This window comes from Shewanella sp. SR44-3 (assembly GCF_014163735.1).
Classification (GTDB): domain Bacteria; phylum Pseudomonadota; class Gammaproteobacteria; order Enterobacterales; family Shewanellaceae; genus Shewanella.
The window spans coordinates 1-15,627 of record NZ_JACJDV010000038.1; the positions used below are offsets into that span (position 1 = coordinate 1).

The window sequence follows — 15,627 nt, forward strand, 5'->3', positions numbered from 1 at the left end:
TCCGTCATCCGTCATCCGTCATCCGTCATCCGTCATCCGTCATCCGTCATACCAACATTGCTCACCTTAGCCCTTGGTCTAATGGGGCTTTGGCTATTTTGTCAGCATAATTAAGGTCATTTAGCCCCTAGCGGAGAGCGCCATGAGTCCCCATGGAGAAACCTTATACCAAGTGTCTATGTCCAATCCCGCGGCGTTTTGGCGCCATGCCAGCGAAGCCATTGAATGGGATGTTGCGCCTCAAAAGATACTTGATGATACAAATGCACCTTTTTATCGCTGGTTTGCAGGCGGTAAGCTGAATACTTGTTTTAACGCTGTTGACCGGCATGTGCTGGCAGGGCGCGGGGAGCAGATTGCGCTGCATTATATTAGCCCTGTAACAGGCGCGGAGCAGCAAATTAGCTATCAATCTTTGTTAGCTCAAGTGGAACGCTTAGCGGGGCTTTTGGTGTCTCTTGGGGTCGAAAAAGGCGATAGGGTAGTGATTTACATGCCCATGGTGCCTGAAACGGCTTATGCCATGCTGGCCTGTGCGCGCATTGGCGCTATTCATTCTGTGGTTTTTGGTGGTTTTGCGGCTAACGAACTAGCAAGCAGGATTAACCATGCTAAGCCTAAAGTGGTGTTGTCGGCGTCCTGCGGCGTCGAGCCATCTGGGGTGATTGCCTATAAGCCGCTGTTGGATAACGCGTTAGCTTTTGCTGAGCATAAGGTGGAACATTGCGTGATTTTACAGCGTAGCCAATGCAGTGCACACCTTGAAGCGCCAAGGGATCTTGATTGGCAATCCCAAGTGGCGATGGCTCAAGCTGCGCCTTGTGTGTCTTTAGATGCTACAGATCCACTTTATATTTTATACACCTCAGGCACCACAGGTCAGCCCAAGGGGGTGGTGCGGGATAACGGCGGCCATGCCGTTGCGATAGCCTGGTCGATGAAGCACATTTATGACATAGATGCGGGTGACGTATTTTGGGCAGCGTCCGATGTGGGCTGGGTAGTGGGGCATTCTTATATCGTGTACGGGCCTTTGCTGGTGGGGGCAGCCAGCATAATGTATGAAGGTAAACCCGTAGGCACCCCTGATGCGGGGGCATTTTGGCGCATTATCGAGCGCTACAAGGTGAAAAGCTTTTTTACCGCTCCCACTGCCATGCGGGCGATTAAGCGTGAAGACCCTTTAGGGGAACAGGTTCTACCTGAGACGCTAACCCAGCTTAAACACGTATTTTTAGCGGGGGAGCGCTGCGATCCAGAGACCTTAAACTGGAGTGGAAATGTGCTTAAACGCCCAGTTATTGACCATTGGTGGCAAACAGAAACCGGCTGGCCGGTAGCATCAAACATGATGGGGGCGGGGCCCATTGCCATAAAGCCTGGCTCCCCTGCTAAACCAGTGCCCGGTTACTGCGTTGAAGTGCTGGACGCCATGGGCAAGCCCGTCGCTGCTGGGGAGAGTGGTAATGTGGTGATAAAATTGCCGCTGCCGCCAGGCTGCCTAACCACACTGTGGCAAAATGATAAACGCTATCTCGACAGTTATTTAGCTATGTATCCAGGCTATTACTTAACCGGCGATGCGGGCTATTTTGATGAAGACGGATACCTATTTATTATGAGCCGCATCGACGACATCATTAATGTGGCGGGGCATAGGTTATCGACCGGGCGCTTTGAAGAAGTGCTTTGCCAGCATAGCGCAGTTGCTGAAGCGGCGGTGATTGGGGTGCAAGATAAGCTTAAAGGGCAGCTGCCATTGGGCTTGGTGGTGCTTAAGCATGGGGTTGATTTATCAGAAGAGGACTTGTGTGCTCAGCTGCTTGCCTTAGTACGCCAAGAAGTCGGTGCGGTAGCGTCATTTAAGTTAGTGAGCGCAGTACAGAAACTGCCCAAAACTCGCTCAGGGAAAATACTGCGGGCGACGATGAGAAATATCGCTGATAATCAATCTTTTACTATGCCTGCCACCATAGAAGATCCCCAATCTTTAGACATAGTACGCAGTGCGCTTATCAAAATGGGCTACGCCGATGCGATGACAAAAGCCTTAAATTAACCCTCTTGTTGTGTTTAGAGACGCGGTGGCCTTGGGCACGCCGCGTTTTATGACTTTCCATCACTCTCTAAGCGTTAACATTTATCAAGTAAAGCGGAGGATTTTATCTTGGGGTTGATTGTTAGGGACAATATCACCGCAGGTACAGTGTGAATTCAGTGTGCAAGGGGTGATATGCTCTTGAGCTGTAACCCACCCGCAGACTGACTATAGTGACTTGATCCAGACGGAGTGAAAACACGGTTTTATACTGCTTTGAGTTGATAAATTGTCCAAAAATCCCTATAGTATCGCGTCTTAATATTTCCCCTTCGGTTTAGCGCTACTTTATCGGCTAGACTTGACATGTTTTACATGACGTACACAACTCGATTTGGAATTTCATCTTGATTACTACAGCTAACATTACCATGCAGTTTGGCGCTAAGCCGCTGTTTGAAAACATCTCAGTTAAATTTGGTGGCGGCAATCGCTACGGCCTCATCGGTGCCAATGGTTGTGGTAAATCCACATTCATGAAAATTTTGACCGGTGATTTAGAGCCATCGAGCGGTAATGTGTCGTTAGATGTTAATGAGCGCATGGGTAAGTTGAACCAGGATCAGTTCGCCTATGAGAAATTTTCCGTGGTCGATACCGTGATCATGGGCCACAGAGAGTTGTGGAAAGTGAAGCAGGAGCGTGACCGCATCTATTCTTTGCCAGAAATGACCGAAGAAGATGGCATCAAGGTCTCCGAGCTTGAAATGGAATTTGCCGAGATGGACGGTTATACCGCAGAATCTCGTGCCGGTGATTTATTGCTAGGTGTTGGCATAGGCACAGAACAGCATTTCGGCTTAATGAGCCAAATCGCGCCAGGTTTTAAGCTACGTGTATTGCTAGCTCAAGCCTTGTTCTCAGATCCAGACTTGTTATTGCTCGATGAACCAACCAACAACTTGGACATAGACACCATTCGTTGGTTGCAAGACATGCTAAACCAACGTAATAGCACCATGGTTATTATTTCTCACGATAGATATTTCCTTAACTCTGTGTGTACTCATATGGCAGATTTGGATTACGGTGAGCTACGTGTTTATCCTGGTAACTATGATGAATACATGATGGCTGCAACTCAGGCTCGCGAGCGTCTGCAATCAGATAATGCCAAGAAAAAGGCCCAAATTGCTGAGCTGCAAACCTTCGTCGCACGTTTCTCTGCCAACGCCTCTAAAGCTAAGCAAGCTACGTCTCGCGCTAAGCAAATCGATAAGATTAAGCTTGAGGATATCAAGGCATCAAGCCGCGTGAACCCTTTTATCCGCTTTGAGCAGGAAAAGAAATTATTCCGCAATGCTTTGGTGGTGGAAAATCTTGCTAAAGGCTATGACAAACCATTATTCAGCCAGTTTAACCTTATGGTTGAAGTGGGTGAGCGTATTGCTATTCTAGGTGAAAACGGCGTGGGTAAAACCACCTTAATGCGAACCTTAGTGCATGATATTCCTCAGGATGAAGGTACTATCCAGTGGTCTGAAAACGCCAACATTGGCTATTACGCTCAGGATCACGAAGCTGATTTTGCTAATGACATGAGCTTATTCGATTGGATGAGCCAGTGGCGTAAACCTGAAGATGATGACCAATCAGTGCGCGCTATTTTAGGCCGCATGTTGTTCGGTTCTGATGATATTAAAAAATCAGTGACTGTGCTTTCTGGTGGTGAAAAGGGCCGTATGTATTTCGGCAAACTCATTATGCAAAAAGCCAACATCTTGATGCTTGATGAACCCACCAACCACATGGATATGGAATCAATTGAGTCATTGAACAATGCCCTTGAAATGTATGAAGGCACCTTGATGTTTGTCTCTCACGATCGGGCGTTTGTGTCATCACTAGCCACCCGTATTTTAGAAGTGACGGCCAATGGTATTAATGACTTTAAAGGCACTTATGATGAGTTCCTGCGTAGTAAAGGCATTGATGCTTAAGTCTGCTTTTATGTGATATTGAAAACCCGCTAATCAAGCGGGTTTTTTTATGGCTAAAATTTAACATTAGCTTGAATACTATCAGAATAAATCAGTTATTTTCGGCGACAGAAAAAAGCTCTGCTAAACTCAAATTATCTTAATTTTGAGTGTGGTGAGTGAAATGACGTTTAATCTGCAAAATTTTAAAATCCGCCATTTGCTAATTTTAATCATTAGTTTTGCGTTAATATTTTTAGCCGTCTCCACAACATTACTTAATAGGTCATTATTTTTCACCTCTGCAGAAAAAAGTATTGAGCAAGATTTGCTACCTAATCAACTGGCAAAATTAGAAGCCCAGATCCGCTATCAACTCAGTACCCCAATCGAACTTTCTAAAGGCATGAGTCAAAACAAGTTTTTACTCGATTGGGTTATGGCTGGTGAGCCTGATGCTAGCCAAGGCCAAATCATAGATTATTTGGCTTATATTCAAAAAGAAAATCAAGCCAGTGTCGTCTATTGGGTATCTAATTCATCTGGTAAATACTTAACCAATAATGGATTGCTTAAAACCATGAGTAAAAGTGATAGCGCTGACGGTTGGTTTTATCGCTTTCTTGGTGAACAAAGGCCTTATGAGATTTCTTTCGACTTTGTAAAAGACAGCACAGACATTACTGCATACGTTAACTACCGAGTGACATATAACGGTAATGATATTGGAGTGGTTGGCTTAGGTTATAACCTAAAATTACTCAGTCGCAGTATTTTACATAATAAAGTCGGCGAAACGGGTTATGTGTTTATTGCTAATGATGCAGGTGAAATAATAATCCATCCATCATTAGAGCAACTAGACAGTAATAAACTAAAACAAAATCGCGATTTTTCCGCTATTGCCGATAATCTGCTTAAAAAAGAGGCGAGCTATACATTTAATCGGACAAAGATTAAAGGCGAAGACATGTATGTCGCCAGTGTTGGGATCCCTGAGCTCAATTGGAAGATTTTAGCTGTATTGCCCAGCGAAGAACCCATGTCGAGCATTCGTTCAACGTTATTTAAAAGCAGCGCTTTAAATCTTGTTATCGTTATTTTCTTTATTCTTGTTATGGTCAAGCTTGCCAGTCGCATTACCTTACCCATTACAGAAATTGGTGAGCGCTTGATGACTATGGCCAAAGCCGGTGGCGATTTAACCCATCAACTTAACCAAGACAGGCGCGATGAATTGGGTACCTTAGCCCAAGGTTTTAATGCCATTATCAGTAAAGTACGCACTATCATGGTGGATATCAAAATATTAGAAGATCAGATGACTCACTCTTTTAATGATATACGGCGCATGTCCACTGAAATTAATAATTGCGTCAATGCACAGCAACAAGAATCAGATTCGGTTGCCGCAGCAGCAACGCAAATGACCCACAGCATTCAATCTGTGAGTGATTTAGCCAATGAGTCGGCATCAAACACTGAATTGACTCAGCAAAAGATCATCAAGGTCAATCAAGGGGTGCTTGAATGCAATCAATTGATGCAGTCTTTGCATCTGAGCAATGAAAGCACCCAAGAAAAGATTTCTCAGCTTGCAGCGCAAACCTTAACCATCAGTTCAGTGGTGGATGTGATTAGTGGCATTTCTGAGCAGACTAACTTGCTGGCGCTTAACGCGGCCATTGAAGCGGCTCGTGCCGGAGAGCAAGGCCGTGGTTTTGCTGTGGTTGCCGATGAAGTTCGTACCTTGGCGGCGCGGACTCAAAAATCGACCCAAGAAATTAAATCTGTCATTGATAACTTGCAGGCTCAGTCTAAAGAAACCGTATCTGCTATGCATAAAAATACTGAACTTGCCTCAGCAGGCCTTGAAAAAACCAGTGTTGCCAGTGAAGCGTTAAAGCAAGTGGTGCAAGATATTGGCAATATTACTAACCAAAACAGTCAAGTGGCGGTGGCGACTCAGGAGCAATCTAATGTGATAGGTGAGCTCAATTCAAATATTAACCAAATTGCAGATATGTCGCGGATGATTGCCGATTTCTCAACCCAAACCCAAGGCTCGGTGCAACAATTAGATGCTCAGAAACGTAATCTCACCCAATTAGTGGGGCAGTTTAAAACCCAATAAGCAGTGATTAATAACTCACAATTATGGCGGCTAGTCATGGCCGCTGTTACTGTAACAGAGAATAATTTATTCAATTGTCGGTCTAAACTGTGACTATTGTCTAATATATTGATATAGATGATAAGTCTAGGCTTTAGTCCCCGCTATATTAGCCGCTAATCAGATATATATTAGCTACGTTATATATAACAAATGAGAGAACAAGTATGAAATTGCAATGGATAGGCAATTTGAAAGTATTCCAGAAATTAGTTCTAGTCATTCTCCCTCCTTTGGTCGCGTTATTTCTGTATGGCAGTTTGTATACCTTTGATAAGTATCAAACAGCCCATAGTGTTGAGCAAACCGGCATACTCACAGAGCTTGCAGTGGTGAACAGTAAACTGGTGCATGAAGTGCAAAAAGAACGCGGCATGAGTGCTGGTTTCATTGCTTCTAATGGCAGTGCGTTTGCCGATGTACTACCAGCACAGCGCCGGCTTACTGATAGCCAAATAGTATTATTTAATCAAACCGTTGATAGTAGTGAGTTAACTCAAGGCATGTTAGTGTTTGTAACAAAAGTACGCCAAGATTTGCAAACCCTCAGTCAAACCCGTCAGCAAGTGGACAGTTTAAGCATGCCATTGGCCGATGCCGTGAGTTATTACACTCATATCAATAGTGATTTACTGGCCGTGGTGGACGGTATTGCTCGTCGGGGTAAAAACCGTGAGCTCGCTATCAAGGTTGCCGCGTTCGGGGCTTTTTTACAGCTTAAGGAGCGTGCAGGTATAGAGCGTGCAGTTTTGAGTGCAACTTTTGGTCAAGCAGGCTTTAAAGATGGTATGTATGTGCGTTTCATTACCTTAATGTCAGAGCAAAATACCTACTTAGAGCGTTTTAAGGCCTTAGCAACGACAAGTTTGCGAGATGATGTGACTCGGTTATTAACTCAGCATCAATCTATGCAAGAGGTAGAGCGCTTACGTGGGCTTGCACTCTCCCAAGACCGCCTGAAAATACAGGCTCAATCTTCTCAAGACTGGTTTAAAACCGCCAGTGAACGGATAAATCTATTGGCAGAGTTCGATGGCAAACTTGGAGCTAATTTACTCAGTATGGCCCGTAAAAAGCAGCTTGAAGCAAGCAGCCACATGTGGACTGCCATTATTATCTTATTCGTTACAGTGGCGTTAATCTCATTCTTAAGTATGACAGTATCTCAATATTTGCATGTGAGTTTGAAGACCATCTACAACCAAATCACACATGCAGGGCACAATTTTGATTTAAGCACTCGTATTCACCATCAGAGCCAAGATGAATTTGGTCAATTATCACAGGCCTTTAATGGCATGATGGATGATTTTGAATCAGTGATTGCAACCGTGCGTCAAAATGCATCTCAACTGATGCAGGCGGTAGAGCAAATGAATGGCTTTGCCAGTAAATTGCAAAATGATGTGTCCCAAGGCTCATCTGAAGCAGATCAAGTGGCTTCAGCTATGACTGAAATGAGTGCCACAGTATCGCAAATTGCTGCCAATGCCGTGCAAGCATCAGAAGCCTCTGCTGCGGCGAGCAAAGAAGCCGTAGAAGGTAATCAAGAGGTGGATAAAACCAGTGAAGCCATCAAGAAACTTGCCATTGATATTAGTGAGGCCGCAGACGCTATCAAGACCTTAGACAACGATGTTCACGGTATTGTTGCCATTTTAGATGTGATAAGTGGTATTTCAGAACAAACCAATTTGCTGGCACTTAATGCAGCGATTGAAGCGGCTCGAGCCGGCGAGCAGGGCCGAGGCTTTGCTGTGGTCGCCGATGAGGTCCGCACTTTAGCTCAGCGCACACAGTCATCGACCATGGATATTAAAAACATGACTGAAAAGCTTAAGTCTGGTGCTGCGTTTGCAGTGCAAGCTATGGAACGAGGCCAGGTTCAAGCCAGTGATAGTGTTAAAGAAGTGGAGTATGCTGGCGCTGAATTACAGCAAATAGTCAGTCATGTGCAAATCATAGATAGCATGAACGAGCAAATTGCTACTGCGACTCATGAGCAATCTATGGTTGCCGAAGATGTTAATCGTAATGCAATGCAGATCAGCGAAGTTTATCGTCAAACACAGGAAGTGGCCAGTGCCATTAGCGCGCTTAATGACAACTTGTTGTCTAATGCTAGTGAAATGTCGACCCAAGTCAGAAAGTTCACTCTAACCATGAGTTAAGCCATCGCTAAGGTTAATCTCAGAGGTCATATTGTACTTAGTCGAACCGGGCCAGTTGGCTCGGTTTGTTTTTTAACTACAAAGTGTTAACATTTTGCCAAGTTTATAAAAAGGATGGCAATGCCAATGTCTGACAGTACGTATTTTAGCCTTAATCAACAGGCTTGGGATGAGAGAGCCAAGGTGCATTTCGACTCTCAATTTTATGATGTCCCTGGATTTATGCAAGGCAATAGCTCGCTTACTGAAATAGAGTCCGCTGAACTTAGCGAAATTGAAGTGCGCGGCAAGAGCATGCTTCATCTGCAATGTCATTTTGGCCTTGATAGCCTGTCTTGGGCACGTTTAGGTGCCAAAGTGACAGGGGTTGATTTCTCCGCTCCTGCTATTGAGAAAGCGCGCGAGCTGAATCAAGCCTTAAATTTAGATGCACAGTTTATCTGTAGTGATGTCTACAGCTATGGCGAGACGGCTAAAACTGAGTTTGATCTTGTATTTACTTCTTTTGGCACTATTTGCTGGTTGCCTTGCATTGACACTTGGGCTCAGGTTGTTGCAAATAGTCTTAAAAGTGGCGGCATTTTTTATATGGCAGAATTTCATCCCATTCGAGATTTTCTTGCCGGTGAAAGTTATTTTCACGCACCAGCACCTTATGTCTATGATGAAGGTACTTATACTGAAAATGGCGCAGGTCACGAAGCCAGTATGGCATCATGGTCACACCCGTTAAGCCGCGTGATTACCGCGCTCATAGATGCTGGAATTAAGATAGATAAAGTCAGTGAGTTTCCCTTCAGCCCCTATGATTGTTTCGAAGGATTAGAACAGCGGGAACCCAAACGATTTTCTCTATGGATTGGCACTCATGCCTTACCTCTGGTATACAGTATAAAAGGAACTAAAATTTAGTAAAATCATTTTGTTAACATGACACGTTTAGGTGTTAATCTTGACTTATTATTTGCAGGAGAGCAGCATGATCGCAGTAATTTTTGAAGTTGTCCCCACTGTTGAAGGCAAGAGTGAATACTTGCATGTGGCCCAAGAGATGCGTAAATACTTAGAAGGTCGCCAGGGGTTGATCTCTATTGAGCGCTTTCAGAGTTTAACTGATGACGGCAAAGTATTAAGTCTGTCGTTCTGGGAAGATATTGATTCCATCACTCAATGGCGCAATCAAATGGCTCACAGCATTGCAGAGGAGTCAGGGATCATTCCTTTGATGTTCAAATCTTATCGTATCCGCACCGCTGAAGTGTTCCAAGATCACAGTGAAGTGCTAATACAAGAGGAGCAAGATGCTCAAGGCGAGTAATACTTGCTGAACATCATTATCTAGCAGTAGCTTAGCTACTGCTTTTTTTTTGCATTTTTTGTCTTTAAAAAAATAGGTATTATTCGGTATGCGAATGATGAATTTATGTGAGCCAATTCATAGTCTATTCCATTAAGCTTGTTTACATTAGCCGCTCATGATTCACTGACATTCTTATTCGTTAAGTGAGTTCAGTCTTTTGAATTATCAATATTTTATCCTAGCCAAAGCTTTGCATATTTTAGCTATAGTATTTTGGATTGGCGGGGTTGCCTTCGTGACCACAGTGCTATTGCCAGCCCTTAGGCGGGATCAGGATGAAAGTCAGCGCCTAGCCCAGTTTGAGCGCTTAGAAGGCCAGTTTAGTTTTCAGGCTAAATTTGCGACTTTACTTGCAGGAGCCACGGGATTTTATATGCTTCATATGACGAATGCTTGGCCGCGCTTATTTGAGCCAAGCCAATGGTGGCTGCATTTAATGATTTTTATATGGGCTATTTTTACCTTAGTCTTGTTTGTTTTAGAGCCCTTGTTTCTTCATCGCTGGTTTCATGCTCAAGCGGTAAAAAACAGCCAGCGGACATTTAAGCTGTTACAAGGTATGCACATTATCTTACTAAGTTTGAGCTTAACTGCAGTATTTGCAGGCATGATAGGGGCTCACGGTTATCAGTTTTGATGCTTGGCTTTCAAGATTTCAATCATGGCGTTAGGAATATAATCAATAAGCTCGGATGCTAGCATGCTGTAGGCACTTAATTCTTTCTCGGCAAATTCAGCTGCCAAGCCATGTAAATAGACCCCTAAACAAGCCGCGCTCAAGGGGCTCACGCTCTGAGCACAAAATCCGCTTATCATTCCAGTGAGCACATCACCTGTGCCAGCTTTAGCTAAGATACTGCCTCCAGTGGGATTGATAAAGACCAGCTCACCATCAGTGATGACTGTGTTATGGCCTTTTAGTACCACAATGACATGATATTTTTTAGCCGCTTTTTTTGCATACAAGGCTCTGTTTTGTTGAATATCACCAACATTGACAGATAATAGCCGCGCTAACTCTTTTGGGTGCGGAGTCAGTAAGCAATTGCGTGGAAGTGGGGCTTGAGTCACTGACAAATAATTTAATCCGTCAGCATCCAAAATTATCGGCAGGTGCGTTGTTTTTAGCTTGTTAAGTAATGCGCTAAAAAATTCGAGATTACTGCCTAACTCTTGATTAATCAGCCCAAGACCTGGCCCTATGGAGATTGCCGTACTGCTTAACATCCGCTTTAGTAATGCATCACATTGCGAAGGCGCGAGAATTTCAGGGTTCACTGTGTCCTGAGCTGAGGAAAATGCTTGAGTTTCAAGAGGCAAGGTGACTATGTTGGCGCTTAAGTGACTAACGCTTTGGCAGACACTTGGGCTGCTTGCTAGTGTGACATAACCCGCACCGACCCTTAACGCTGACAAACTGGAAAGATAAGCCGCGCCTTTATAGTTCATTGAGCCGGCTATATTGAGCACATGGCCGAAACTGGCTTTATTGCTGTCGTCAGGCCGAGGAGGGAGTAAGTCGCACATGTTGGTTAATGTCAGTGTTTGCATTGATTATCCCTCTATGGCTATTTGTGGCACTCACTTAACAGTTTAATAAAGAATGCCGCCCCTTTCTTGTTGGCGAACGCGATATTGCGTTCAGGGATTGATTCTGGATCATGATAACTGGCTAAGGCTTGTTCCATGCTGCTCTCGCGAATGATATGCAGGGTCGGATAAGGGGAGCGATTAGTAAAATTTGCAGGGCTATCTTGGGGTTCATCTTCAAAGCAGTAATCGGGGTGAAAGCTTGCCAATTGGTAGACACCTTCATAATCATGCTCAAATAGGGCGTCATTGGCTAAATCTACGATGTCTAAATAATCGTAGAAACCTTCAAACCCACGAGGAAGGATGAATAAACTGGTTTCAGCTTCTGAGTTGGCATCTAGAAATTGGCATTCCTTGATTAACGCTGCCAGTACCTGTTTGCGCTTGGTTTCCTCTACCACAACATAGCGAATGCTGCCCCGTTCGAGTTCTTTGCGGGCAAAAGGGCAGATGTTGTACTTGACGATGACACTTTTTACCCAGTTTTTGCTGGCAGTGATTATATCTTGGTGTTCTTGTTGAACCATTGCGATTATCTCAAATGTAGTTGGCAAACAGGAGTTCACTTTATATTGATAAAATGTAGCAAACACACCCATAAAGCAATCTCTGTGATTTATCGAGGCGCCGCAGGGCCTTTATGCGCTCACCATAGGTAAAATAGAGACGACTAGTAACAATGCCATGGTGACATTAAATATTTTTTGCTGTCGTTCATTTTTCAGTAATCTTTTAAGTGCAACGCCAAAGGTAAGCCACACCATAGCGCAAGGAAAGGCAACGCACAGAAACACCATGGCTATTGTCAGTACTTGGGGTGTCATGTCGGCATGTTGCACCGTAAAAGTAGCAATGGCGCCCACTGCCATGATCCAGCCCTTAGGGTTCACCCATTGAAATGCCGCCGCTTGAATAAAGCTAAGGGGTTGGCTCAGCTGTCTTCCTTCCATTTTGTTGCTGCTTCTGGCGATTAACCATGACAGATAAAGCAGGTAACTCACTCCCAGTACTTTAATGACTAAGTGCAGCACAGGATAAGTTTGAAACACTGAGGTCAATCCAAGTCCAATGGCCAACACCATGCAAGGGAAGCCCAAGCAAATACCGATTAAATGAGGTATCGAGGAGCGAATGCCAAAATTTACTCCTGAAGTCATCAACATGATGTTGTTTGGCCCTGGGGTTATGCCAGATGAGAAGGCGAACAAGGTGATGGCGAGTATTAACTCCATAACGGGATCCTGAGTCTTAGTGAGAGGCGTATTCTACTGGCAGATTTGCTGCAATGGCTAGACATATTGTGGCTGAATGCAGAGAAACAGGGTCAATAGTATGACGGTAATGATCTGTAAGGGCCTTTGGCTTATTTGAGGTAGCTTTTAAGGATTTGTATCACTTGTTCCACTTCGCCCTGGCGTTCACTTTCGCTAATGGATGCATCACCTAAGTGTTCCCTGATGTGGCTTTCTAGCACTTGAGTCATCAGGCCATTGGTGGCGCCGCGTATGGCTGCGATTTGCTGTAACACTTGACTGCAATCAGGCTGAGTTTCAAGCAGTTTCTCCAGTGCTTCAGCTTGGCCCTTGATGCGTCGAACCCGGGTCAGGATTTTTTTATTGTCTTTATGTATGTGTGACATGAGAATATTGATCTTATCTATACTGGGGTATAGTATATGTTAATGGTATCCACACACTCAATCAAGCTCAATATCTATGAATACAAGTCAAGTTAATCAAACCTCTACTGCGCACAGCCATAATTACCTTAGTGAAACCAAGGGTAAAGAATCTAAGGTGCTAATCGTGTTTTTTATTACCTTAGTTACCATGTTTGCTGAGATTGGTGTTGGCACTTGGTCAGGCTCCATGGCCTTGCTGGCCGATGGCTGGCATATGGGCACCCATGCGGCTGCATTTGCAATTACCATATTCGTCTACGCCTATGCGAGGAAGCACAGCCATAGCAGTCTGTTCAGTTTCGGCACAGGTAAAGTAAATTATTTGGGTGGATTTGCCAGTGCAGTGGCGCTATTGATTGTGGCGTTATTGATGATGGTAGAATCCTTGCATCGTTTATGGTCTCCAGAAACTATCGCCTTCGATGAAGCTTTGGTGGTGGCCTTTATTGGTTTAGGTGTTAATGTTATTTCTGTGTTTGTGCTGCACGATGAGCATCACCATCATGATGACGAGCATCACGAGCATCACGAGCATCACGAACAGTCTCGCCATGGGCATGAGCACAAAGATCACAATTTGTCGGCGGCGTATTTTCACGTACTCGCCGATACCTTGACCTCTGTATTGGCGATTTTAGCCTTGTTTGCAGGGCGTTACTTTGGTTGGCTGTGGATGGATGCGCTTATGGGGATTGTTGGGGCTGTGATCATCAGTAAATGGGCCTTAGGTTTAATTAAGCAAACCAGCACAGTACTGCTAGATAAAACCCAAGCCCCAGCAAGCGTTGCTGCCTTGAAGCATATTATCGAGCAAGATTTGGATATTAAGGTTGAAGACTTACACCTTTGGACCCTGAGTGAAGGTCATAATGCGGCTATTGTGTCCCTTCGTTCTTATAGCGGGCACTATCACAACAAGGGTGAATATTATCAAAAACTGGTAGCCCTTCATTTGCCAAAAGTGTCACATATCACAATAGAGATGAATTAAGCGTTTTCATCCATAATTAAGAAAGGGTCCTTAAGGGATCCTTTTTTATGTCTAAGTGATTGAGTTAGTGATTATGTGATGTAATTATTTTTCATGATGGTTTGTTTTTAAATATGTTGCTTGGTGGTTTTAAGGTGGATAAAAGGTAGCTGCTTTGTTTTTATTTTGTTTTATTTTATTGTTTTTATTGCATTTGATTGTATTTATTTCAATGGTCTTGCTGTATTTGTTTGCTAGTTAATCCTGAGCTTTGTTACTCTAAAGTAGAACCGATGAAACTCAAATTCGTAATAAAAATACAATTACGTTTATGTCACCAAAAGAGCAGTAGCACAATGAAACAAGCATATTTAGCAGGACTGATTTCAGCATTGATGGCAACCCCAGCCGTAGCCATAGAGATATACAAGGATGATACTAACGCCGTAAAAATTGGTGGCTGGATTGACGTGCGTGCAATAGATACCCAAGGCGTCAGTGAAGTGGCGAACGGTGCCTCAAGAATTAACTTTGCTTTTGACCGTAAGTTAAAAAATGACTGGCAGGCTTTTGCTAAACTCGAATGGGGCATCAATCCCGTAGGTTCAGGTAAGGTTATCTATAATGGTGATGAAAGTTTTGAGTCTGCTCAAGATGATTTTATGTATAACCGTTTAGGTTATGCAGGTCTTTCTCATGCCGATTACGGCACCTTGACGTTAGGTAAACAGTGGGGCGCTTGGTACGATGTGGTTAGCCACACTAACTTAGCCTTCTTTACCGATGGCAATGCATCGGGGACGTACACTTATAACAAATTTGACGGCGCAGTAAACGGTACTGGTCGCGGCGATAAGATAGTGCAATACCGTAATAGCTTAGGTGAGGTGTCTTTTGCAGCGCAAATTCAGCTTAAAAGCGAAAAAGTCACCCTAGACAAAGCTAACGACCCCCTTGAAGTGAGCCGCCTTGATTATTCGAACACTGCAGGCTTAGGCGTGACGTATCAAGTTAATGAGCTGTGGCTGGTGACCTTTGGCGGTAACTACGGGCAAGTGGACGGTAGCCGCGCTGATGGCACAAGTTTTGATGAAACTGATTATATCTATGGTTTAGGTTTTGCTTACGGTCAGTGGGATGTTGCCGGTTTTTATGCCGCCGCTAACATCAACTGGAACCAGTTCCATGACACAGACAACTTAAACCGCATGATCCCTGAATCCAAAGGGGTAGAGTCCATCATGGCGTACCAATATGACAATGGTATTCGCTTCATGCTGACCTATAACTTACTTGAAGCTGGGGATGAGTATGCCAAGGCGTATCAAGGCGATGTGTTTAAGCGTCAATCAATGGTCGCTGGCGTGCATTACTTATTTGATACCAGTACAGTGGTATTTGCTGAATTTTCTAAAAACTTAGGTGATTTCAAGGGCCAAAAAGAAGCTGCGATGGAATTGTCTGAAGATGATGCTTTCCTTATTGGTCTGCGTTATTCGCTATAATTTAAGTGCGATTTAATCGTCATAATAAGCCGCAATCTTAGGTTGCGGCTTTTTTATTAGCATCATTTTTTCACACAACTCGATTATCTCTAGGCATTTAGACACTTATTCCATAGAATGTATGGTTGTTTATTTTCCTAAGCGGTGTGTATTAACC

13 protein-coding genes are annotated in these 15,627 nt (G+C 44.0%); 9 read left to right on the forward strand and 4 right to left on the reverse strand.

Annotation, left to right across the window (positions count from 1 at the left end):
- Positions 1–142 precede the first annotated feature (142 nt).
- The 7 genes from H5073_RS14895 (at position 143) to H5073_RS14925 (ending at position 10,358) form a co-directional block, all read left to right on the forward strand.
- Positions 143–2,059, forward strand: a complete 1,917-nt coding sequence (locus H5073_RS14895) for a propionyl-CoA synthetase (RefSeq protein ID WP_182680356.1) — start codon at positions 143–145, stop codon at positions 2,057–2,059.
- A gap of 386 nt (positions 2,060–2,445) precedes the next feature.
- The gene (locus tag H5073_RS14900; protein WP_182680357.1) at positions 2,446–4,038 is read left to right on the forward strand and encodes an ABC-F family ATPase; all 1,593 of its coding nucleotides are present in this window, start codon (positions 2,446–2,448) and stop codon (positions 4,036–4,038) included.
- Positions 4,039–4,201: 163 nt separating this feature from the next.
- Complete coding sequence (locus tag H5073_RS14905; protein WP_182680358.1) at positions 4,202–6,151, forward strand: methyl-accepting chemotaxis protein; 1,950 nt, start codon at positions 4,202–4,204, stop codon at positions 6,149–6,151.
- 206 nt (positions 6,152–6,357) lie between these two features.
- Complete coding sequence (locus H5073_RS14910; RefSeq protein ID WP_182680359.1) at positions 6,358–8,361, forward strand: methyl-accepting chemotaxis protein; 2,004 nt, start codon at positions 6,358–6,360, stop codon at positions 8,359–8,361.
- 126 nt (positions 8,362–8,487) lie between these two features.
- The gene (locus tag H5073_RS14915) at positions 8,488–9,273 is read left to right on the forward strand and encodes a bifunctional 2-polyprenyl-6-hydroxyphenol methylase/3-demethylubiquinol 3-O-methyltransferase UbiG (RefSeq protein ID WP_220488079.1); all 786 of its coding nucleotides are present in this window, start codon (positions 8,488–8,490) and stop codon (positions 9,271–9,273) included.
- Between the two features lie 67 nt (positions 9,274–9,340).
- On the forward strand, positions 9,341–9,679 hold the full coding sequence (locus H5073_RS14920; protein ID WP_182680361.1) for an antibiotic biosynthesis monooxygenase: 339 nt from the start codon (positions 9,341–9,343) through the stop codon (positions 9,677–9,679).
- Between the two features lie 199 nt (positions 9,680–9,878).
- Entirely contained in the window at positions 9,879–10,358 is a 480-nt protein-coding gene (locus H5073_RS14925) for a hypothetical protein (protein ID WP_182680362.1), read from the forward strand.
- Here H5073_RS14925 and H5073_RS14930 read toward each other — a convergent pair.
- From H5073_RS14930 to H5073_RS14945, 4 genes are all read right to left on the reverse strand, one after another.
- Positions 10,349–11,272, reverse strand: coding sequence for an NAD(P)H-hydrate dehydratase (locus H5073_RS14930; protein WP_182680363.1), 924 nt, complete (start codon positions 11,270–11,272; stop codon positions 10,349–10,351). The two genes, H5073_RS14925 and H5073_RS14930, sit on opposite strands and share 10 nt — an antisense overlap.
- Positions 11,273–11,289: 17 nt before the next feature.
- On the reverse strand, positions 11,290–11,841 hold the full coding sequence (locus H5073_RS14935; protein ID WP_182680364.1) for a DUF1415 domain-containing protein: 552 nt from the start codon (positions 11,839–11,841) through the stop codon (positions 11,290–11,292).
- A gap of 111 nt (positions 11,842–11,952) precedes the next feature.
- The gene (locus H5073_RS14940) at positions 11,953–12,546 is read right to left on the reverse strand and encodes a LysE family translocator (protein ID WP_182680365.1); all 594 of its coding nucleotides are present in this window, start codon (positions 12,544–12,546) and stop codon (positions 11,953–11,955) included.
- 131 nt (positions 12,547–12,677) lie between these two features.
- On the reverse strand, positions 12,678–12,953 hold the full coding sequence (locus tag H5073_RS14945; protein WP_011496664.1) for a metal/formaldehyde-sensitive transcriptional repressor: 276 nt from the start codon (positions 12,951–12,953) through the stop codon (positions 12,678–12,680).
- A gap of 76 nt (positions 12,954–13,029) precedes the next feature.
- Between H5073_RS14945 and dmeF the strand changes: the two genes are divergently transcribed.
- Together dmeF and H5073_RS14955 are read left to right on the forward strand one after the other, a co-directional pair.
- Positions 13,030–13,986: a CDF family Co(II)/Ni(II) efflux transporter DmeF gene (gene dmeF / locus H5073_RS14950; protein WP_182680366.1), complete on the forward strand. Its 957-nt coding sequence runs from the start codon at positions 13,030–13,032 to the stop codon at positions 13,984–13,986.
- Positions 13,987–14,321: 335 nt separating this feature from the next.
- Entirely contained in the window at positions 14,322–15,470 is a 1,149-nt protein-coding gene (locus H5073_RS14955) for a porin (protein WP_182680367.1), read from the forward strand.
- Positions 15,471–15,627: the final 157 nt, after the last annotated feature.